This is a genomic window from Vibrio sp. CJQ_6 (assembly GCF_043106745.1).
In the GTDB taxonomy this organism is placed as follows: Bacteria; Pseudomonadota; Gammaproteobacteria; order Enterobacterales; family Vibrionaceae; genus Vibrio; species Vibrio furnissii.
In genome coordinates this window covers 294,467-314,764 of sequence record NZ_JBICMV010000021.1, presented here as the reverse complement: position 1 = coordinate 314,764, position 20,298 = coordinate 294,467, and the positions used below count along the sequence as shown (strand labels likewise).

General features: G+C 54.4%; 23 protein-coding genes. 3 read left to right on the top strand and 20 right to left on the bottom strand.

From position 1 onward, the window contains the following. Nucleotides 1-27: 27 nt before the first annotated feature. The 12 genes from astE to ACF8PK_RS12200 form a co-directional block, all read right to left on the bottom strand. Nucleotides 28-1,020 (bottom strand): succinylglutamate desuccinylase, encoded by a 993-nt coding sequence (gene astE / locus ACF8PK_RS12255; RefSeq protein ID WP_392441564.1) that lies wholly within the window; start codon nucleotides 1,018-1,020, stop codon nucleotides 28-30. A gap of 9 nt (nucleotides 1,021-1,029) precedes the next feature. After that, a complete protein-coding gene (gene astB, locus ACF8PK_RS12250; RefSeq protein ID WP_392441562.1) occupies nucleotides 1,030-2,379 on the bottom strand; it encodes an N-succinylarginine dihydrolase in 1,350 nt (449 codons plus the stop codon). Nucleotides 2,380-2,402: 23 nt separating this feature from the next. Then, a complete protein-coding gene (gene astD / locus ACF8PK_RS12245) occupies nucleotides 2,403-3,875 on the bottom strand; it encodes a succinylglutamate-semialdehyde dehydrogenase (RefSeq protein WP_392441560.1) in 1,473 nt (490 codons plus the stop codon). Next, nucleotides 3,862-4,905 (bottom strand): arginine N-succinyltransferase, encoded by a 1,044-nt coding sequence (astA, locus tag ACF8PK_RS12240; RefSeq protein WP_172562608.1) that lies wholly within the window; start codon nucleotides 4,903-4,905, stop codon nucleotides 3,862-3,864. The genes astD and astA overlap by 14 nt, the downstream gene beginning before the upstream one ends. 37 nt (nucleotides 4,906-4,942) lie before the next feature. Then, nucleotides 4,943-5,956: an arginine N-succinyltransferase gene (locus tag ACF8PK_RS12235; RefSeq protein ID WP_392441558.1), complete on the bottom strand. Its 1,014-nt coding sequence runs from the start codon at nucleotides 5,954-5,956 to the stop codon at nucleotides 4,943-4,945. A gap of 3 nt (nucleotides 5,957-5,959) precedes the next feature. After that, complete coding sequence (locus tag ACF8PK_RS12230; RefSeq protein WP_392441556.1) at nucleotides 5,960-7,174, bottom strand: bifunctional succinylornithine transaminase/acetylornithine transaminase; 1,215 nt, start codon at nucleotides 7,172-7,174, stop codon at nucleotides 5,960-5,962. A 130-nt stretch (nucleotides 7,175-7,304) separates the two neighbouring features. Further along, complete coding sequence (locus ACF8PK_RS12225; protein ID WP_392441554.1) at nucleotides 7,305-8,270, bottom strand: GlxA family transcriptional regulator; 966 nt, start codon at nucleotides 8,268-8,270, stop codon at nucleotides 7,305-7,307. Between the two features lie 733 nt (nucleotides 8,271-9,003). Then, complete coding sequence (gene dgcA / locus ACF8PK_RS12220; protein ID WP_392441552.1) at nucleotides 9,004-9,990, bottom strand: N-acetyl-D-Glu racemase DgcA; 987 nt, start codon at nucleotides 9,988-9,990, stop codon at nucleotides 9,004-9,006. Next, nucleotides 9,983-11,005, bottom strand: coding sequence for an N-acetyltransferase DgcN (gene dgcN / locus ACF8PK_RS12215; protein ID WP_392441551.1), 1,023 nt, complete (start codon nucleotides 11,003-11,005; stop codon nucleotides 9,983-9,985). Before dgcN ends, dgcA begins: the two co-directional genes overlap by 8 nt. Nucleotides 11,006-11,087: 82 nt before the next feature. Then, the gene (locus tag ACF8PK_RS12210) at nucleotides 11,088-11,807 is read right to left on the bottom strand and encodes an ABC transporter permease (protein ID WP_014257674.1); all 720 of its coding nucleotides are present in this window, start codon (nucleotides 11,805-11,807) and stop codon (nucleotides 11,088-11,090) included. A 10-nt stretch (nucleotides 11,808-11,817) separates the two neighbouring features. Next, nucleotides 11,818-12,534, bottom strand: coding sequence for an ABC transporter permease (locus ACF8PK_RS12205; protein ID WP_014257675.1), 717 nt, complete (start codon nucleotides 12,532-12,534; stop codon nucleotides 11,818-11,820). 61 nt (nucleotides 12,535-12,595) lie between these two features. Then, nucleotides 12,596-13,375 carry a transporter substrate-binding domain-containing protein gene (locus ACF8PK_RS12200; protein ID WP_392441549.1) on the bottom strand — a complete coding sequence of 260 codons (780 nt, stop codon included), beginning with the start codon at nucleotides 13,373-13,375 and terminating at the stop codon, nucleotides 12,596-12,598. A 233-nt stretch (nucleotides 13,376-13,608) separates the two neighbouring features. Here ACF8PK_RS12200 and ACF8PK_RS12195 point away from each other — a divergent pair, with 233 nt between their 5' ends. Then, complete coding sequence (locus ACF8PK_RS12195) at nucleotides 13,609-14,607, top strand: LysR family transcriptional regulator (RefSeq protein WP_392441548.1); 999 nt, start codon at nucleotides 13,609-13,611, stop codon at nucleotides 14,605-14,607. A gap of 29 nt (nucleotides 14,608-14,636) precedes the next feature. Here the strand turns inward: ACF8PK_RS12195 and ACF8PK_RS12190 are convergent, their stop codons facing one another. From ACF8PK_RS12190 to ACF8PK_RS12170, 5 genes are all read right to left on the bottom strand, one after another. Then, entirely contained in the window at nucleotides 14,637-15,239 is a 603-nt protein-coding gene (locus ACF8PK_RS12190) for a DJ-1/PfpI family protein (protein ID WP_154179567.1), read from the bottom strand. Then, entirely contained in the window at nucleotides 15,214-15,792 is a 579-nt protein-coding gene (locus tag ACF8PK_RS12185) for a GNAT family N-acetyltransferase (protein ID WP_392441545.1), read from the bottom strand. Before ACF8PK_RS12185 ends, ACF8PK_RS12190 begins: the two co-directional genes overlap by 26 nt. Beyond that, nucleotides 15,789-16,226 carry a GNAT family N-acetyltransferase gene (locus ACF8PK_RS12180; RefSeq protein ID WP_392441544.1) on the bottom strand — a complete coding sequence of 146 codons (438 nt, stop codon included), beginning with the start codon at nucleotides 16,224-16,226 and terminating at the stop codon, nucleotides 15,789-15,791. Before ACF8PK_RS12180 ends, ACF8PK_RS12185 begins: the two co-directional genes overlap by 4 nt. A gap of 35 nt (nucleotides 16,227-16,261) precedes the next feature. Continuing rightward, nucleotides 16,262-16,660: an SRPBCC family protein gene (locus ACF8PK_RS12175; protein WP_172562617.1), complete on the bottom strand. Its 399-nt coding sequence runs from the start codon at nucleotides 16,658-16,660 to the stop codon at nucleotides 16,262-16,264. Between the two features lie 76 nt (nucleotides 16,661-16,736). After that, the gene (locus tag ACF8PK_RS12170; RefSeq protein WP_154179563.1) at nucleotides 16,737-17,069 is read right to left on the bottom strand and encodes a YggL family protein; all 333 of its coding nucleotides are present in this window, start codon (nucleotides 17,067-17,069) and stop codon (nucleotides 16,737-16,739) included. A 236-nt stretch (nucleotides 17,070-17,305) separates the two neighbouring features. Here ACF8PK_RS12170 and ACF8PK_RS12165 point away from each other — a divergent pair, with 236 nt between their 5' ends. Then, nucleotides 17,306-17,725, top strand: a complete 420-nt coding sequence (locus ACF8PK_RS12165) for a universal stress protein (RefSeq protein WP_004727156.1) — start codon at nucleotides 17,306-17,308, stop codon at nucleotides 17,723-17,725. An 81-nt stretch (nucleotides 17,726-17,806) separates the two neighbouring features. Here ACF8PK_RS12165 and arfB read toward each other — a convergent pair whose 3' ends face one another. Together arfB and ACF8PK_RS12155 are read right to left on the bottom strand one after the other, a co-directional pair. Beyond that, entirely contained in the window at nucleotides 17,807-18,220 is a 414-nt protein-coding gene (arfB, locus tag ACF8PK_RS12160; RefSeq protein ID WP_004727157.1) for an alternative ribosome rescue aminoacyl-tRNA hydrolase ArfB, read from the bottom strand. 4 nt (nucleotides 18,221-18,224) lie between these two features. After that, the gene (locus ACF8PK_RS12155) at nucleotides 18,225-18,440 is read right to left on the bottom strand and encodes a DUF3820 family protein (protein ID WP_004727158.1); all 216 of its coding nucleotides are present in this window, start codon (nucleotides 18,438-18,440) and stop codon (nucleotides 18,225-18,227) included. Between the two features lie 106 nt (nucleotides 18,441-18,546). Here ACF8PK_RS12155 and ACF8PK_RS12150 point away from each other — a divergent pair, with 106 nt between their 5' ends. Then, entirely contained in the window at nucleotides 18,547-18,951 is a 405-nt protein-coding gene (locus tag ACF8PK_RS12150) for a cystatin domain-containing protein (protein WP_392441541.1), read from the top strand. A 103-nt stretch (nucleotides 18,952-19,054) separates the two neighbouring features. Here the strand turns inward: ACF8PK_RS12150 and lhgO are convergent, their stop codons facing one another. Beyond that, on the bottom strand, nucleotides 19,055-20,290 hold the full coding sequence (gene lhgO / locus ACF8PK_RS12145) for an L-2-hydroxyglutarate oxidase (RefSeq protein ID WP_392441539.1): 1,236 nt from the start codon (nucleotides 20,288-20,290) through the stop codon (nucleotides 19,055-19,057). Nucleotides 20,291-20,298 lie beyond the last annotated feature (8 nt).

Genomic DNA, 20,298 nt, shown 5'->3' with positions numbered 1-20,298 from the left:
CGTGGCTCTCGGTGACCGTGATGCGACTCAGGCAATCCATTCATCTAGCGACGAGCGGGTCAGCATCAATCCAGCACGTAAGCCCGGACGAACGCCGCTATTCGGGAAGATCAGCCATTCCTTTTCCTGCTGAACGCGGTATTCCGTGTCCCCATCTTGCGCCAGCAGTTCACCCCGTTCAAACGCGGTAAAGTTCTCGACGCTTTCGGCAAAATTGAGCCTGAACGCTTCCGACCGTTTCGTCAGTTCCTGACTCACTTTGTACACCGGCATGGCCTCGGCGCTGTGATCTGGCGTGACTTCATCGCTGACCAGCGCCTGCAACCCCTGCTCGATACCGACAAACTGACTGAGGTCGTTTTCGCCAAACGGTAATGCTTTACCCAGCTCCAATGTGCAGCTGTCTGCACCACATTGCTGGCTGGAGAAGTAACTGAACGTCGCGGCAGGTGCATGGTTAATCACCAGCGCTTCGAGGCCCACACAGCGCAGCCATTCGAGGGTGTCTGCCGGATATTTGCCACAGTCGACATGCGGCATCAGACCAAAGCGGACATGGAACGACGGTTTGCGCGCGGTGTGCAGGTCAAAGTGCACCCTTTGCGTCTCTGGCTCAGCCTGATAAAAGGCGCTCACCAGCGTTTCAATCAGCGCGGCGCGACGGGTTTCGTCACACGGCTCATAATTGTGATGCTTGCCACTGAACAAACGATTCATATCCACATCCAGATAGCGTTCACCACGGCGCAGCGCCGGCAGATTCCCCAGAATCACCAGCAAACGAACCGCCAGTTTTCGCTCGCCACTAAGCAGATCCTGCACCAGTTGCGCCACGATCTCGACTGGTGCCGTTTCGTTGCCGTGAATACCGGCAGAGATCACGACACTCTTTTCGCACGCGGCTTTCGGCGTGAATTCAATCACGCCGGGCGCGCTACGCTGCCAATGTAGAGCTGGTGTTTCACCAGACTGCGGGGAATAAACATCCCCCGCCAATGTTTCGTGCAGAAATTGCATCATCGCAACCTCTTAGCGCTGGAACGGATAGATAGAACCCAGACCCATGATTTGAGTCAGCTCGTCCAGTGCAGTGCGGTTTTCCACCAGCAATTGTGGGTCTGCCAGATCCGCCTCGGTCAGACGATCACGGTAGTGTTTCTCTACCCACTGCGTCAGGGACAGATACAAGCCATCGTTCATCAGTGCTTTGGGATTCGCCGCGCGCAGTTCGTCGTCGTTTAAGACCACACGCAGACGCAAACACGCAGGACCACCGCCGTTGCACATGCTTTCACGCAGGTCGAACACTTTCACTTCGTTGATCGGGCCGCCGCTGGTCACCAGTTCATTAAGGTACGTCCACACGCGCTCGTTCTTGCGTGACTCTTCCGGAACCACAATCATCATGCGACCGTCAGCTTTGGTCAGCAATTGGCTGTTAAACAGGTACGTCCCGACCGCATCTTGCACCGACACTTTCGCGGACGGCACTTCAATTGGAGTGAATTCACAGTCAAAACGGCCCAATTTGTGGCGAATTTCGTCAAACACTTGCGCTTGATGAATAAACGCTTCCTGATGGTGGAACAGCACCGGACCGTTGCTCACCGCGATCACGTCGTTGTGGAACACACCTTGGTCGATCACCTGCGGATTCTGCTGCAGGAACACAGTTTGCGATTCATCCAGTTGATGCAGGCGCGCCACCGCTTCACTCGCTTCACGGGTTTGACGCGCCGGGAATTTCTGTGGTTCAACCTGACCACCAAACGCCTGACGCCCATAAACAAACACTTCCACACCCTGCTCACCGTAGCTGCGGCACAGACGGTTGTGGTTCGCAGCGCCTTCGTCGCCCATCAGCGCTTGCTGAGGCAGCGCCGCGTGGTGCGCAAAGTGGTTTGCATCGGCAAAAATCGCCTGCAGCGCATTGCCGGTGGTGATGTCTTCAATCGAGCGGTGGAACTTGTTGTTCAGGTTCGCCACGGTAAAGTGCACTTTGCGATCCGCCGTGTCAGCTGACGGTGACACCGTCGCCGCGTTTGCGACCCACATGGAAGAAGCCGAGCTCACGTTCGCCAGCAGTTGCGGCGCTTTCTTCGCCGCCTGCGCAATCACTTCGGCATCGGTACCCGAGAAGCCCAGTTTACGCAGCGTGTGCACGCATGGACGTTCTTGGGGTGGCAGTACGCCTTGTTTGAACCCCATGTCGGACAGGGTTTTCATCTTTTGCAGACCTTGCAGCGCCGCCACTTTCGGGTTCGCAACTGCATTTTTGTTCGAGGTCGAGGCCACGTTGCCAAACGACAGACCGGCATAGTTGTGCGTTAAACCGACGAGACCATCGAAGTTCACTTCATACGCTTGTTTCACTGACATAGGGGAGTACTCCTTCTCGCCTTTTAGTTAAATTGGAGGCCGGGTAAATGTTTTTCTGGCAGGGTCAAATGATCCTGTTCCAGTGACGCCATCGGCCAAGAACAGTAATCCGCGGCGTAGTACGCGCTCGGGCGGTGGTTACCGGATGCGCCGGTGCCACCAAATGGCGCATTGCTGGACGCGCCGGTCAACGGTTTGTTCCAGTTCACAATCCCGGCACGCGCTTCAATCAGTAGTTGTTCGTATTTTTCACGTTGTGGCGAAATCAGGCCGGTCGCCAGACCGAAACGGGTACGGTTCGCCAATTTGATGGCTTGATCATAGCTGTCGTAGCGAATGATGCTCAGCAGCGGACCAAAATATTCGTCATCCGGCAGCTCGCTGACCGACGATACCTCAAGAATGCCCGGCGACAGCATGGCGCTGTGATCATTGAGCTTTGCCATACGCAACAACGGCTCAGCACCAAGGGCAATCAGTTTGTCCTGCGCCGCCAACAGTTGCTCTGCCGCCGCGGTTGAAATCACCGGGCCCATGAATGGCGCCGGATCGTCGTTCCACTGACCGATGCGAAGATCACGCGTCACGGCAATCAGGCGACGAATTAGTGCATCACCTTGCGCGCCAGCGCGCACCAGCAAACGACGTGAACAGGTACAACGCTGTCCGGCACTGATAAAGGCCGATTGCACCACGATGTTCACGGCGGCATCCAAGTTGTCGTATTCATCAACGATCAGCGCGTTGTTGCCGCCCATTTCTAGCGCCAGAATCTTCTCCGGCTGGCCGGAAAGCTGACGGTGGAGCAGATAACCGGTATTGGCTGAGCCAGTGAACAGCAGACCATCGATATCCTGATGCGAAGAGAGGGCAATCCCAGTCTCTTTTGCGCCCTGAACGAGGTTGAGTACGCCAGCCGGTAGACCCGACTGCTGCCAGATTTCCAGCGTGACTTGCGCCGTCCACGGCGTCAGCTCACTTGGCTTAAACACCACGCAGTTCCCCGCAAGCAGCGCGGGCACAATGTGACCGTTGGGCAAATGGCCCGGGAAGTTATACGGACCAAACACCGCCAGCACGCCGTGAGGACGGTGGCGCAACACGGCCTGACCTTCAGCCATCGCCGTCACTTTCTGCCCACTGCGTTCATGATACGCCTGCACGGAGATCTGCACTTTGTTCATCATCGCCTGTACTTCGGTCAGCGCTTCCCACTTGGGCTTACCGGTTTCTTGAGCAATCACGTCCGCCAGGCGGTCGCGCGCTTCATTCAGGTTGGCAACAAAACGGTTCAGAATCTCGATACGCGCTTCAAGCTCCGTGCGCGCCCAGCTTGGGAACGCTTCACGGGCGGCTTGGACCGCTTGATCCACCTGCGCATCGCTGGCCGCATTGCCCGACCAGAGGGTTTGCAGATCGCCCGGGTTGTATTTCGACAAAGCAGCGCCTTGGCCTTGCAGCCATTCGCCGTCAATCAACAGATCACGCGAGGTCATGACGTTTCTCCTTGGCAAACAGCGGCGCAATGCGCACGTGGTCACCATCGCTCACTCGCAGCGCTTTCGCCTGCGCTGCCGACAGCACAATGTCCGTCTCGGTGCATGGCTGATTGCCAATCAGCGCGCGGTAGTTCTGGTAGCTTTCGTTGCCGATCAGTAACGTGGTTTCAGTGTCTTCGATGTGCTCAGCAATGACGACTTTACGGGTTTCAAAATCACGCACGATGCGCAGATCTCGGGTGTACGCTTCCAGCGTTGGGCCTGCATCAAAGATGTCGATGTAGCCTTCGTAACGCATGCCTTCGCCTTCCAGAATCTTACGGGCTGGCAGCGTGTTTTCATGCACTTCGGCAATCACGGCTTTGGCTTCTTCCGTCAGGAAATCGACGTACAGTGGGTGCTTTGGCATCAGTTCGGCAATGAAGGCTTTCTGGCCGATCCCCGTCAGGTAATCCGCTTCGCTGAAATCAATCGCAAAGAAATGGCGGCCCAAACTTTCCCAGAATGGCGAGTGGCCGTTTTCATCCGACACGCCGCGCATTTCAGCGATCAGCTTGTCGGCAAATTTGTCCTGAAACGTCGCCATAAACAGCATGCGCGACTTTGACAACAGGTGACCGTTCTTACCCTGGCGGTAATCCGGGTCAAGGAACAGCGTACACAGTTCGCTGTAACCGGTGTGGTCGTTACTCAGAAACAGCGTCGGCATCTGCGTATACACATTCAGTTCTTTGGAGGCATGAACCAGTGTGCCGACACGAAAATCGTACCAAGCTTCCGTCAGGCCAATCGCGACTTCCACGCCGCTGATCCCAACCACTTCACCGGTTTCGGTTTCTTCCAGCACAAACAGGTAACCCTGATCGTGCAGTGGCGCGTCCCCTTCCCAGGTCGCCATCATCCGTTCGATCCGATCGGTCAGACGCGCTTCGTTGTTTGGCAGAGACGTAAATCCTACCCCGGTTTTGGTCGCCAGCTTCAGCAGCGCCTGTTTGTCATCCCTCGTTACCGGGCGAATTACCATCATAGTCCTGATTCCTTGTTCCTTGTTGACGATGAAAGTGTTACAGCGAGACGATCCACACCGGCTGGCCAGATTGCAGCCCCGCTTCTTCCATCATTCCTTGCTCGATACTCAACTGGTTCCCTGACAACGTGCCTTCAGCAATCATGGCGCTGAAGCCGTGCAAACCTTCAAAGCCGACCAAAAATGGCATGCCTTTTCCACCGAGTGGTTGCGCTGCAATTTTGCTGCGCTGCATGCCATGCCACACCGACAACGTATTGCGCGGTGCGGTCAGGATTGGACCTGCATCGAAGATCTCAACGTATTTATCTGGTTCAAACCCCTCATCGCTCAGCAGCTGGCACTGCAATTCCGCATCCGGGTGAACCTGCCCCATCACCGCTTGCGCTTCTTCATCAATCAGCGGCACGTACAGCGGGTGGTGTGGCATCAGCTCGGCAACAAAGGTTTTGTCGCGCGTGCCGTTGTAGTACTCGACTTGGTTGTAATCCATGCCGAAGAATTTTCTGCCGACATGCTCCCAGAACGGGGCTCGACCGTTCTTGTCTGCAATACCGGGCAGAACCGCCATCCACTCACTGGCAAAACGAATCGGAAACGCGCTCATATAGAGCAGACGACCGAGGGTGATCAGTGAGGGGTAGGTGGTCGCTTTGAGTGAGGGAACCACATAAAACGAGCACAATTGGGAGTGATCACTCAGATCGTGATTCAGCGTCAGCGCATGGATGCGGCTGTGAACATTCAACGCTCGTGATGAGTGGATCAGAATGTCATTGCGAAACGCGTAAAACGGTTCGCGGTAGCCCGCCAGTGCGTTGATCGCTCCCGTGCCCAATAAACTTCCGGTTTGAGTCTCTTCCAACACAAAGAAGTAAGACTCTTCTCCCGGACAAATGACGTCCTGCTCAAAGGCGGAAACCGAACGTTCCACTTTTTTCATCAGATGATCACGCATGGCGGGCAAGGTGCACACCATCGGCCCACTGTCGTGTGCCAGACGCTCGATCTCGTTCAGATCACCTAAGTTTGCAGGACGCAATAAAATCATGATTTATTCCTTATGCGTAAAGGCTTCCAGTGCCTGTTCCAATCGATCCAGACCGGTATCGATTTCGTGGGTTGTGATATTCAGTGCCGGTGCAAAACGAACCACGTTCGGGCCGGCAATCAGCGTCATCAGGCCATACTCGGCCGCCATGTTGCTGATGGTTTTCGCCTGCCCCGCGTGCTCTGCAGTCAGTTCGCAGCCGATCAACAGACCGAGGCCACGCACTTGCTTGAACACGCCAAGCTTGGCATTGAGACTTTCCAGACGCGTTACAAAGTGATCGTGCTTGGCTTTCACGCCTTGCAGGAACGCGTCCTGATTAATCTCGCTCAGCACGGCACCCGCAACAGCCGCAGCCAGCGGGTTACCGCCGTAGGTCGTGCCGTGCGTGCCAACCGACAGCGCCGGAGCAAATTGATTGGTGGTCAGAATACCGCCAATCGGGAAACCGCCACCCAGTGCTTTGGCCGTCGACAGCACATCCGGCGCCACGCCATAGTGCATGTACGCATACAAGTGTCCGGTGCGGCCAACGCCCGTTTGGACTTCATCGAAAATCAGCACGGCATCGTGCTCATCACACAGCGCGCGCAGGCCTTGCAGGAACTCAGGCGTTGCCGGAACGACACCGCCTTCGCCTTGCATGGGTTCCACGATGACCGCACACGTTTGTGGGCCGATCACCTGTTTCGCCGCATCCAGATCGTTGAAATCAACGTGGTGAATCCCCCCTGGCAGCGGCGCGAAATCTTGTGAGTACTTTGGCTGACCGCCCGCGGTCACGGTAAACAGCGTGCGACCGTGGAACGCATTGCGAAAGGCGACAATCTCGTTCTTATCACTGCCGTGTTTATCCAGCGCGTACTTACGAGCCAATTTCAGCGCCGCTTCGTTCGCTTCCGCGCCCGAGTTACAAAAGAACACTTTGTCTGCGAAAGTGCTTTCCACCAGCGTGCGAGCCAGCGCCAGCACTGGCTCGTTGGTGTAACCATTGCCGAGATGCCACAACTTGTCCGCTTGCTCGGTCAGAACCGCTTTCAGCAGCGGGCTCGCATGACCCAGTGCGTTCACCGCAATGCCGCCAGCGAAATCGATGTATTGTTTGCCTTGCTGGTCGTAAACGGTCGAGCCTTCACCGCGAACCGGAATAAACGGTGCAGGAGAAAACATTGGGATCATGTATTGGTCGAAATCGGTTCTGTTTGGCGTGAGCGTCATGTTGTGTGCCTCATTGTGTTATTCCATTCCCACCAGATTACTCAATCGATTACCAGAATTCGTTCGGATTTCCGACCAAAACTTATAGATTTTCACCCCCGATTTAAACGGACGACTTAAACGGACTGCTTTAAAACGTTTTGAAGCGTTTTGCCCGCTCATCCCTCGGCGTCATGTCGTAGTGCGCCTTATAGGCCGACGAAAAATGAGGCCCGCTGGAAAAGCCACACATCAGGCCAATCTGCACCACCGACTGGTTGGTGGTTTGCAGCAGATGACGCGCTTTTTTCAGCCGCAACTGCAAGTAGTAGCGCGCTGGCATGGTATCGAGGTAACGCTTAAACAAGCGTTCTAGCTGGCGACGGGAAATGTGCACCAGCTCTGCCAGTTCATCGCTCGACAGCGGCTCTTCGAGGTTGCTCTCCATCAGCGCGAGCGCCTGTTGCAGCCTCGGTTGCATCTCTGCGCCGCTGGTGACGCGCTGCTTATCACTGCCCGGCCTGACCCGTTCAAGACACAATGCATCTGCCAACGTTTGAATCGTCTCTTCGCTTTCAAAACGGCTGAGATAGGCCAGCAGGCAATCGAGCGCGGCCGCCTGACCGCAGCCACTACTGAGGCGTTCACTGAGCACGTAAAGTTCGTGATTGAGCGCCAGTTGCGGATAACGCTGCGCCGCCGCATCCAGCGTGTGACCGTGCCACGCCCACGTCGCGTCCAACCCGATGCCACTCTCCAGCAGCCACCAGCCGCCGTTATCCAGCGCCAGCAGGTGTGAATCACCGCGGGCGGCATACACCGCCAGCGCTCGTTTGACGTCATCGCTCAACGCCGCTTGCGGCGCATGGCTTGCCAGTACAATCAACAGTTGGCAATCGAGCGCGTCGCTGATGGCCTGTTCGGCAGGAAGCGTCAGCCCCGCCGCTATCGTCACGGGTTGGTCGGTTTGTTCGGCGATGTAAAAGAGCGTGTATTTTTCTTCGTCCAGAATCTGGTTGATGCAGGCCAGCGACTCGGTGATCGCACCCAAGGTCAGCAGTGAGCAAGGTTGAGGGACATAGAGTCCGATTCTGTGAGGCGAAGAAGATGAGGTCATATCGTGATTACTACGTTCCATGTTGAGTGGCCGGCTCGCGCACCCATTTTCGGTTGACCATTCACCTTCACTCACCGCAGCAATCTGCTTGCTCGGCCAAGACGGGGCAACACACCGAAAGTCCTTTCGCATCGATTTGCATGAGCGGTGATCGAATCACCTAGGCTGTGACCTAGGCTGTGACCTAGGTTGCGACCTCAGTCCAGCCTGAACCGATTTGACCAAGAAAAAGCGAATAATTAATCAGCTTTATTTCTTCATCATGAAAACTCATGCAAATAAAACAAATAAAATGAATTTTTATATTCCATTCCGCCCATAATAAATACCCACAGGGCTCGTCACATAGTAAATTTAAACACAATAAAATATCAACATATTAAACAAAATCGAAACATATTCCTTTGAAATTACTTCAAATAAATTTAATTAACTGATTGTTTTATAATAATTATTTATAGAATAAATCGAGAAGAGAAACGCAATGATAAGATTATTTTTAACTTGCGTATCAATGCAACACTTTGATTAATTCAAATTCAGATTTTTATTTAATTATTTTGAATAAAACATCAAATTAAATATGAGCTCTAAATAACAGCTCAATCCGAATGGCGATAGATTCAAGAGTGGACGTCACGGCGAAAATTCATCCGCAAAAACAAAAAAGCCATGGCGAATACCATGGCTCAAGGGGAACAACAAACAATCACACCGTGGCAGGCAATCCGCCTCAGCCCCACACGCCTTCGCTCGGTTCCACCACACTGTCACGGTAGTGGAGCGAGGGAGAGCGATCTTCGGACAACAATAAAGGCCCGTCGATGTCCACCCAGCGCGCTTGCTGCGCCAGCAGAAGTGCCGGAGCCATCGCCAGTGACGTCCCAATCATGCAACCGACCATCACCTCAAAGCCCATCGCCTGCGCCTCTTTGAGTAGTGCCAGCGCTTCCGTCATGCCGCCCGTTTTATCCAGCTTGATGTTCACTGCCTGATAGCGTCCTTTGAGCGCCGCCAGCGAGGTGCGATCAATGCACGATTCATCAGCGGTGATCGGCAGAACCGGCGTGATGGTTTCCAGCAGATGCTCTTCTTCAAACGCCAGCGGCTGCTCCACCATTTCCACCCCCAGTTTTGCCAGCTCAGGCAGATAGTCGCATAACTGAGCAAAGCTCCAGCCCGTGTTCGCATCAATCACTAAGCGCGTATTGGGCGCGGCGGCGCGTACTGCACGTACCCGCTCTAAATCGCCGCTGCGGCCCAGTTTGAGTTTGAGGATCGGTCGATGCTTCTGCGCGGCAGCGGCGCGGCCCATATTCTCCGCGCTGTCGAGTGACAAGGTAAAAACGGTCGTCACAGGGTGCGGTGCGGCATCAAATCCGGCCACCTGCCAAGCGGGCTGCTGCTGCAACTTGGCTTCAAGTTCAAACAGCGCGCAGTCAATGGCGTTACGCGGTGCGCCGGAAGGCAGCAGTTCGCGCAGTGCATCACGGCTGATGCCGCCTTCAACTGCGGCCACCGCAGATTGCACATCCGCCAGCACATCGAACGGATAATCGGGCTCAAAAATGTCCATGCGCTCGCATTCGCCGCGCCCCACACAGCCATCCTGCTCAATTTCCACCACCACGACTTCGCCATGCAGCATCGGCGCCATGCGAGAAATGACGAACGGTTCGTGCAGCGGCCATTGCTCAACGCGTACACTCATCTTACGCATAACACACCTCAGTCAGGCCATCGACGATCTTCGCCACGCCTGTACGCACTGGATCAACCACGGGTACACCAAACTGCTTCTCAACGCGGGCGATTTCAGCCAGCGCTGCTTCCTGAGTCAGATTGACCGTGTTCAGCGCAATACCACCTAAACGAATGTTCGGGTTCGTCACGCGGCCCATGGTCAGGTTGATGTCGATGGTGGTTTGTAGATCCGGCACGCTAAAGCCCGGCATCTCGTCCATCTGCGTGCGGCCCGCTTCGTGGCACACAATGATCACATCCGCCTGCGCGCCATGCAGCAGACCCAAACTCACGCCCGCGTATGCCGGATGCAGCAGCGAACCCTGACCTTCAATAATGTCCCAGTGCTCCGGTGCGTTGTCCGGCGACAGGTTTTCCACCATGCCGGAGATAAAATCAGACACCACGGCATCGACCGGAACACCGCTGCCTTCAATCAGAATGCCGGTTTGACCGGTCGCGCGAAACGTCGCGGCCACGCCACGTTGTTCCAGTTCACGATGAATCGCCAGCGTGGTGAACATTTTGCCTACACAGCAATCGGTGCCGACACTCAGCAGACGTTTCCCACCACGGGGTAACCCCGTGCCACACACCATCGGCCCTTGGGGAACACGCACATCAATCAGTTTTTGCCCGGTGCGCTCAGCCGCCGCCACCAGCTCAGGGATATCGTTGAGGCGCATATGCAGGCCGCTGGCGATATCCATGCCCGCTTCCATCGCGTCAATCAGAATATCCAACCACGCCATCGGCAAAGTGCCGCCCACCGGCGCAAGCCCCAGAATGAAGGTTTTGGCGCCGCACGCCGCCGCTTCACGCGGTGACATTTCCGCTATGCCCAAATCGGCTTTGGCACCCGGCAGACGAAATTGCGCCAGGCATTTTTCCGGGCGCCAATGCGCCACACCTTTCGCCACTTTCGCCATCAGCAGGTCATTGGCATCGCCCAGAAACACTAAGTAAGGGGTTTTCAATTCAATCTTGTTCATTGTGTTAGTCCTTTTTAAAGTCAAACGAGCCCACAAGAGCCATCACTCCCGGTGCCATCAGGTGGTGGTAAACGTGGAGAAATCAGGTCGCAGCAGCGGTCACGGGTGTTGCTTCCGGCGTTCGCTGAATCTGGTGTCGGTAGAGGTAACGCTCTGCCTGACGCCAGACCATCACAAACACCGTCGCGATGATGAGGTACAACCCTGCCGCCAAAAAGTACGTCGAAATATCAAAAGTTTGTGAGAAAGCGCGCCGAGTTTGGCCCATTAAATCCATCACGGTGATCACGCTGGCCACCGCGCCGCCTTTGAGCATTAAAATGCATTCATTACCCAGTGCCGGAAACGCAATCCGATACGCCAGCGGCAGCACAATGTGGCGATACAGCAGGCTGTTGTTCATCCCCATCGACTTGGCCGCTTCAATTTCACCGGCGTCGACCGACTGAATCGCGCCGCGCAGAATTTCCGTCTGATAAGCCAGCGAGTTGAACGTGAACGCCAGTAGCGCGCAGTTAAACGGGTCGCGGAAAAAGTGCCACAGCCCCATCTCCATCAGCCACGGACGAAATTGCCCGGAGCCGTAATAGAGTAAAAACAGTTGTGCAATCAGCGGCGTGCCGCGAAAGAACGAGATGAACCACTGCACCGGCCAGCGATAAACGCGCGCACGCTGAATGCGCAGCAGCGACATCGGCAGCGCCAGCAACGCCGCCAGTGACACTGAGATAAAGGTGATTTTGAGTGTCATCCATGCGCCATCCAGCAACATCGGCGCGACTTTAGCGATAAATTCGGTCATGACGGTCTCCTTATCGACTCACGCGAATGCCGCGTTTAGAACGCACTTCCATCGCAGCCAGTACCCGCTCACAACAGACGCACACGGCCCAGTACGCCAGGCACACGGTGAGATAAAACAGGAACGGTTTCTTGGTGGCGCCGACCGCGATATTCGCCGCGCGCATCAAATCATCCAGCGCAATCACCGACACCAGCGCGGTGTCTTTGAGCAGGTTGATCCAGAGGTTGCCCAGCCCAGGCAGTGCCAAGCGCAGCAGTTGTGGGCGCTCAATCAGCCAGAAAATCTGCCCGCGGCCCATCGCCAGTGAATAGCCCGCTTCGCGCTGGCCTTTATCCATGGCTTTCCACGCGCCACGCAGCACTTCCGCCGCATAGCCACTGAAGACCAAGCCCAGTGCAATCACGCCCGCACCAAACGGGTTGAGTTCAAAAAACCCGTTGCTCGGATCAAGCCATTTCAGGGTTTTGTTAATCAGCAGACCGACGCCGTGGTAAATGATGAACAGCGTCAGCAGCTCCGGCAGGCCGCGCAGCACCGTGGTGTACACGGTGGCAAACCAGCGGTGGCCTTTGTGCTTGCTGATCGACAGTGCGGCGACGCCCGTGCCAAGCACCATCCCCACCGGTAACGCACACAGCGCCAACCCGAGCGTAATCGCCAGCCCTTTGAGCAGTTCGTCGCCCCAGCCACTGTCACCCAGACTCAGATACATCAAATCATCCATCGCGTCGCTCTCTTCGTGATTCCATTCAAGTGGCGACTCACGCCGCCACCCGTCGGCTGACTTATTTCAGCGTCAGCAGGTTAATCTTGAAAAACTCGTCGTTGATTTTCTGATAGGTACCATCTTTGATGATGTTCGCGAGCGCCTGATTGACACGCTGACGCAGAGCGTCGTCTTCTTTGCGCAGCGCAATGCCCACGCCGTCGCCTACGTATTTGCTGTCGGTAATCAGATCGCCCGCTTTGTGGCAACACGCGCCGTCGTCTGAGCTCAGCCAGTCGGTCATTGGCATGATGTCGCCCGCCTGCGCATCAATCCGGCCACTGGCCAAATCGAGGTTCACTGCGTCCTGAGTCGGATACAGGCGCACATCCGATTCCGGATAGTTGGCCAGCAGATATTCTGCCTGCGTCGTCGAGCTTTGCGCACCGATGATGAGACCTTTCATCGCTTTCGGCGACACATCTTTGATGCCTGAGTTTTTATCAACCACAAAGGTCATCGCAGAAGCCTGATACGGCGCACTGAACGAGACCTGCTGCTGACGTGCTTCGGTAATAAACATCGAGGCGAGAATCATGTCGTACTTACCCGCGAGCAGCGCCGGAATGATGCCGTCCCAATCCTGAGCGACAAATTCACATTCCACTTTCATTTCGCTGCACAGCGCCTTACCAATTTCAATATCAAACCCAGCCAACTGACCATCAGCGGTGTAGTAATTGAACGGCGGGTACGCGCCTTCGGTGCCAATTTTAATGGTTTCTGCGCTGGCGCTGGTTGACGCCGCAAATGCCAGTGACGTGGCAAGCAGTGCGCCCCATCCTTTTCCTTTTGCCATCATGGATTCCCTTCTTCTATTGTTATGCCCGTACGACGCAAGAGACGTCCGGTCGTTGGGGTGAATGATTTCATTCCAGACTATCGTTTGCCGTGAAGACCGCTTCCTTTCACAACCGCAAACGATGCAAGCTCACTAATGAGTATGTTGAAAGTTGGATAAAATCCATAATGATGAATAAGTATGATATACATAGCGTATCGCTATGGATAACTCATCAAGGACATCACGCCATGCTCAACGCCAAAGATCGCCTGCTGCGCAATCTCGACTGGAACCTGCTCTATACCTTTCTCACGATCGTGAATGAAGGCGGCATCAGTGCGGCGGCGCGGAAGCTGTCACTCAGCCAGCCCAGTGTCAGCAATGCATTGAAGCGGCTGGAAGAGCATGTCGACAAGCGGCTGATCCTGCGTAAAAAAGGCGTGTTCGCCCTGACGCTACACGGCATGCGAGTGTATGAATACGCCTCTTCGGTAGGTCGAATCATCGGCAACATGGCGGATCAGTTTGTCGATCAAACGGATAATATTCAGGGTGAGCTGAATATTGAGATTGCCAGCCATCTACAATGCCCGGCGTTTGACGCCACCCTCGCCCAATACCATGCGCTGTTTCCCAACGTCATTTTCAACGTCAACACGCACCCGAGTGCCGACATTGTCAGCCATGTGGCCGACGGCCTGCTGCATATTGGCCTCAGCAACAAAAAAATCGCCAAAACTGGGATTCGTTGTGATTTTCTCGGCTATGAGCAGATGGGGTTTTACTGTGGCCGCACCCATCTCTGCTTTGGGCGCGATGACCTGACCTTGGACGACATCAAAGGCCTGCCCTATATCTCGTTTGAAAGTGACCAACCCGGCGAAGGCTTGGACGCGATTGCTCACTTTCGCGATCAGCAGCAGTTTTGGGGCAAATTGGTTGCCGTATCGTCGAATTTAGAGGAAGTTCGCCGCATGATTATGGCAGGACTTGGTTTTGGCGCGCTGACGGTGGAAAGCGCCAAGCCGTATGTGGCGCAAGGGTTATTATGGCCGCTACCGCCGTATGAGTCGCTACCGGTGACCGAAATGTATCTGGTGACGCCGGACACCGTTTCGCTGAATGATATCGAGGTGCATTTTGTGCGCCTGCTGAAACAGCAAACCCAAGCGCTGGTGCGCAGCACGCTCAATGCGATTCAGAGCGCGCATCACCAGCCATTGAGTGACTCACCATTGAGTGAATAACCGATGCATACTGTGTGAATATCGCGCAGTTATGCGTCAATAAAGGGCAAAATCACCGACATCGCGTGTTGCACGGTCTGCTCCTTTTCACCAACGGGCGCAACGTAAAACATCGCCTCGCTTGCGGCTTGCGTGCCGGCCAAAGTGGCAATCGCCCACGCGGCGAGATATTGCGACGCTAAGCAGCCACCCGCGGTTGCAATCGACCCTTGGGCAAAAAAGGGTTGATTAAGGACCTCAACGCCCGCCTCGATCACCCAAGGTTTGGTGGTTAAATCGGTGCAAGCTGGCAAGTTTGTCAGCAAGCCCAACTTTGCCAGCAGCAACGCGCCCGAACACTGCGCACCAATAAGCTGCTTGGCCGGATTGAGTGCCAGACGTGACAAGATTGCCTCATCGTTTGCAATATCCCGGGTCAGAATGCCACTGCCAAACAGCACCACATCGGCCTGATTGGCAAATTCCAGAGGCTGCTGCGCATCAATGGTGACGCCATTCATCGAGGTCACCTGCGCCGTTGGCGAGGTGATTTGCACGTTCCACCCGTCGCCTTTCATTCGGTTTAAAATTCCCGCAGCAATGAAAGAGTCGAGCTCATTGAATCCTTCAAACGTCAGTATCGCGACTTGCATGTGTTTCTCCCTGTGGTGTGATTTCAGCGGCGTGATGTGATTTCTGTCGCGGTAAGTTTTTTTCCATGCGCACTAAATGCCAGCAGTGGCCGTTGAATGAGCGCGAGCCTTGCTCCCGCTGTGTTTCGACAAATCCCAGTTGTTGATAACAATGACGTGCTACCGCGTTGTGTTCAAACACGGCGAGGCTCAGCAAACCCGCATTGAGTCGCACTGCGGCGACGTCGATGGCCAGTTCGATCATCGGGCTGGCCAGCCCTTTGCCACGTTGAGAATGAGCGATAAAAATACGACATAACCGCACGTGCTGGCTATCAACCTGATACAACTCAACAAACCCCGAAGCGACACCCTGAACGCGAAACAAAAACGGATGCACCTGTGGCTGCGCACAATGCCCCTCGATTTGTTCGACCGTCAGCTGAAACTGATAATTCGGCCCGCCCCACAAATAATTGAGTTCGTCACTATCGATCCAGTCGATCAATTGCGGATAATCGGCCGCAGTGAACGGGGTCAGAGTGAGGGAGGATTGAGCGACAACATCATTCATGCTGGGCACACCATGTCGTATTCAAATTCAGACTCGCCAGTACGCTGAAATCCAAGCCGCACATACAGGTGCTGCGCCGGATTACTCTTCAGCACGCTCAGACCAACGCTGGCGCCTTCTGTTTTGGCTTGTTCAATGAGTGCAGCAATCAGGCGGCTGCCGATTCGGGCATTCTGAAAATCGGGATGCACCTGAATTTGCACCAGATACCATTGATTGCGATCGGGTAAGAAGGTGGCTTTAAATAGCCCGGCGGGTTGGTCATCAATGAGAACGATTTTGGCGTCATCAAAATGGTAGTGAATTCGCTGAAGAAAGGCCTCGCGCGACGTCGGCGCACCGACTTGTTCAAGGTAATGGCGCATGGTGACATCACGCAGCGTCAGCAAAAATTCCATATCGTTTGGGGTGGCCTGTCGCAGGCTAAAATCCATCGTCGGCTCCTTGACTGATAGATGAGATTAAGGTGTCAGTGGTTTTCCATGCGCTCTTTTAACACGTTGAGATCGTTGATAACCGCCATTTTGTCGCGAAAGAAGGCTTCATCGCTCATGCCATCGCGGCGAAATAGGGTGAAGGTGAATTCGCAGCCTTCGCCATGGGGCACAACGCGCATCGGGTTATACACCCGCTCGCCATCTTCGAGTTCGACCGTGTGGTCCATGACGCCAAAGGGATTGGCCGGAGCGAATTCAATCCGCACCCGACCAAACGGCGCCTCAGCCCACCAGAGGTTGCCCTCTTGAATCACGTTGGACTGCGCCAACCCAGCCGCCCACAAAGGCAGATTGACGGGGTTAGACGCAAATTGATACACCGTCTGCACTGGGCAGTCGATGTAAAGACTGAGGTGGTGCACTTCGTTCATACGACGCCTTTCAAGACTGGCTATTTTAACGCCAGTCTACGAGGTAAAAAGTGCACAAAGCAAGCGAAGAACGTGCTTACTCGCCGTGGTTGATGTCAACCAGTGCTTCCACCTGCACCTGTGAGCACATCGCGTGTTCACTCAGCCACTTTTCAACCGCTGCACGGTCTTCATCCGTTGCTGAATCGTAGCGGCCTTCGGCAACCACAAACCCATCAAACGACTCGTGATTCGCGCCACCGCCCATCACCAGATTACGGCTTTCAATGAAATCGATGAAGCTGTCGAGCAACACGTCGTATTGCGTGTCATCATCGGCGTTCACCTTGCACGAAAACGCGAAGCCCAGTACCTGAAATTCACCCACGTAAAGTTTCTTTCTCAGTCGTTTGCTTCTGTTGGTTGTCATTGTTATTTCCTCGTTACTATCAAAAGTGCAATGCGCTCGTTGTCGCGGTTATCGTGTGGATAATCGCTGTTTTTTCGAGCATTTTTCTTCAATCTGTTACCGCTGCGACACAATTTTTTTTCGCGCGTTCTATGATGACGTTATCGCCCGATCACGCCCCGCAAAAGTTTGCAAAACCAGTCATGGTGCGCAATCTGTTGATCGGCAAACCGTGTCTAAGCATAAGGAGTGTCGTGATGAAATACCAACATATCCTGGTCGCGCTCGAACTCTCAGACGACAGCAAGCCGCTCATCGATAAAGCGGTGTCGTTTGCCGAGGGAACCGGCGCGGATGTGTCATTTATCCATATCGATGGCACCATTGGCGAGATCTACAAAGAGTTGATCGACATTCAGGCCGATCCGAACCAGAAACCGCTCAATGACCACTCAAACAAAATGCTCAAATCGCTACAACAATACAGCGATTTTCCGATCAAACATTTCTATGTCGGCACCGGCGATCTGAGTGACAAACTCGGCCAAGTCATCATCGATAACGGTTTTGATCTGCTGATTTGCGGTCATCACCATGACTTTGTCAGCAAGTTAGTCTCCTATTCTCGCCATCTGATCAACAAATCCCCCATCGATATTCTGGTGGTTCCGATCTGACTTCTGGTCATCAATACGCGAAAAAAAACGATAACCCCAAGCAACCTCAACCGACTTGGGGTTATCGTCTCTTCACTTCATTCAATAATCGACTTTCTTTCTCAAGACTTTGGTTTCGCCACGTTTGGATTTACCATCCATACGGCGGCGTTGTGAGCCCAACGTCGGTTTGGTCGCGCGACGCTTTTTCTGCACGACCATCGCGGACAAGATCAGCTCTTTGAGTCGCTCCAACGCGGCTTCTTTATTCTGCACTTGGGTACGAAATTCCTGCGATTTAATCACGATCACGCCCTCGGTCGTGATACGGCTGTCGGACAATTTAAGCAATCGTTCTTTGTAAACCGCAGGCAGCGACGAACGCTTGATATCAAAACGCAGATGAATCGCAGTGGCAACCTTGTTGACGTTCTGGCCGCCATTGCCCGCCGAACGAATCGCGTTGATTTCGATTTCCCAGTCGGCCAGCGTGACGCTGTTTGAAATCACCAACATGCCGTTACATCCGTTTCAGTGGCTTGACCACACTGTCGAGACCTTCGATTTTCAGCGCCAAGCACAACTGCAACAGTTGCCCCAACTCGCCTTCCGGAAAGCCTTTTTTATCGAACCACAACAGATACTCTTCCGGCAGGTCAATCAGCACACGTCCGGCGTATTTGCCAAACGGCATTTGCATCCGAGCCAGTTTCAGCAGGTTTTCTTTTTCTAACATAAGCTTGACGGCCTTTTGTTTCTGTTCCGATATTGAGGAAGTACAACGTAATGGAGCGAAGGACGCAAGTCTAACCCTTAACGATGTGTAAACCAAAAGGTCTCGTATGAAAAAGTTCGTAATGCCTTGCCTCGGTCTGATTCTGCTGGCCGGGTGCGATCAGGCTCAGCAATCGACAGCAGAAGGCAACTCGACCCAAAATGCAGCGCCGCAGGTGACCGACAATGCCAGCAGTGCCATGTGCAGCAATGAGAAGCTGGCCGGAGGCTGGCACGACGCCGAAGTCTCTCCGGAATCAGAACAAGCGGTAGACGCAGTGCTGGCGCAGATGGGCAACAATGTGCGGCTGAAATCGATTCTTGCCGTGAAAACGCAGGTGGTGAATGGCACCAACTACGCACTGGAGTTCGACACGCAGGATGGTCAAGTGTGGCATGCGGTGGTGTATCGCACGCTTGATGGTGAGCTCACCATCACCCAAGGTGCAACGCTGGGCGACTTGTGTCGCTAATCGGTGATGCGCCATGCGGCTAAACCACTGCAATCAATCCCATGAAGTCAAACGCATGCGATCAAAAAAGGGGCGAACGCCCCTTTTGTCATATTCGGTCAGATTACGCCGCCTGAGATTGCGCGGGCGGCGCTTTCTGTGCGATTTTCTGACAGATGTATTCCCCAATCGGCATCGCCGAGGTCGCGGCCGGCGATGGTGCGTTGCACACGTGCAAGCTGCGCGGGCTTTCGGCAAACAGAAAATCATGCACCAAAGTGCCATCCGACAACACCGCCTGAGCGCGAATCCCCGCCGGATAAGGTTGCAAGTCCGCCAGTTCAATGCTCGGACAATACTTGCGCACCAGTTGCAGATAGCCGGGTTTCCACAGCGAGTTTTTCATCTCCACCAACCCGGTCTTCAGATTCTTCACGGTGACTTTCCAGAAGCCACTGAAACTGAGCATCTCCCACACATCGCGCACGCTGATGTTCACTTTGCCATAACCTTCGCGCTTAAACCCTTGCACCGCATTCGGCCCAACCGTGACCGAACCATCAATCATGCGCGTTAAGTGCACGCCCAAAAACGGCAGTTCCGGATCCGGAATTGGATAGATCAGGTGTTTCACCACCTGATTGTGTTTGGGCGCCAAGCGATAGTATTCACCGCGATACGGAATGATCTGAAAATCCGTCGCCAGCCCCAGCATCTTGGTCATGCGATCGGCCATCAGGCCAGAGCACGACACCAGAAACTGACTGTGGAAGGTGATCGGTGAGCCTTTGTAACGACACTGCACGCTGATCTCCTGATCGGTTTCATTCAACCCCACCACTTCGGTGCTCAGGCACACTTCGCCACCCAATGCTTTGAACTCTTCCGCCATTTTTTCGGTCACTAAACGGTAGTTCACGATGCTGGTCGCTTTAACGTAAATCGCGCCAAGCCCCGTGATGTTAGGCTCCGCCAGTTTCAGTTGCGCGGCATCGAGCAGTGCCACATCGAGTTCATTTTGCAGGCAACGCTCAAACAGCGCCTGCATACGTTCCAGCTCAACCTCGTTGGTGGCGACCAGAAGTTTGCCGCAATTCTCCACCGGAATATCGTGTTTGGCGCAGAACGACAACGTGCGCTCGACGCCACGTTTGCAAAAATCGGCTTTGAGGCTGCCGGGCGCGTAGTAGACGCCCGCGTGGATCACCCCGCTATTGTGCCCGGTTTGATGGCGGGAGAAGCCCGCCTCTTTCTCCACCAGCAAAATCGACTTGTCGGGGTATTGCTGCTTGAGTTGCCAAGCCGTCGAGACGCCCACAATGCCGCCGCCAACAATCACATAATCAAAATGAGTGTTCATGTGTACTC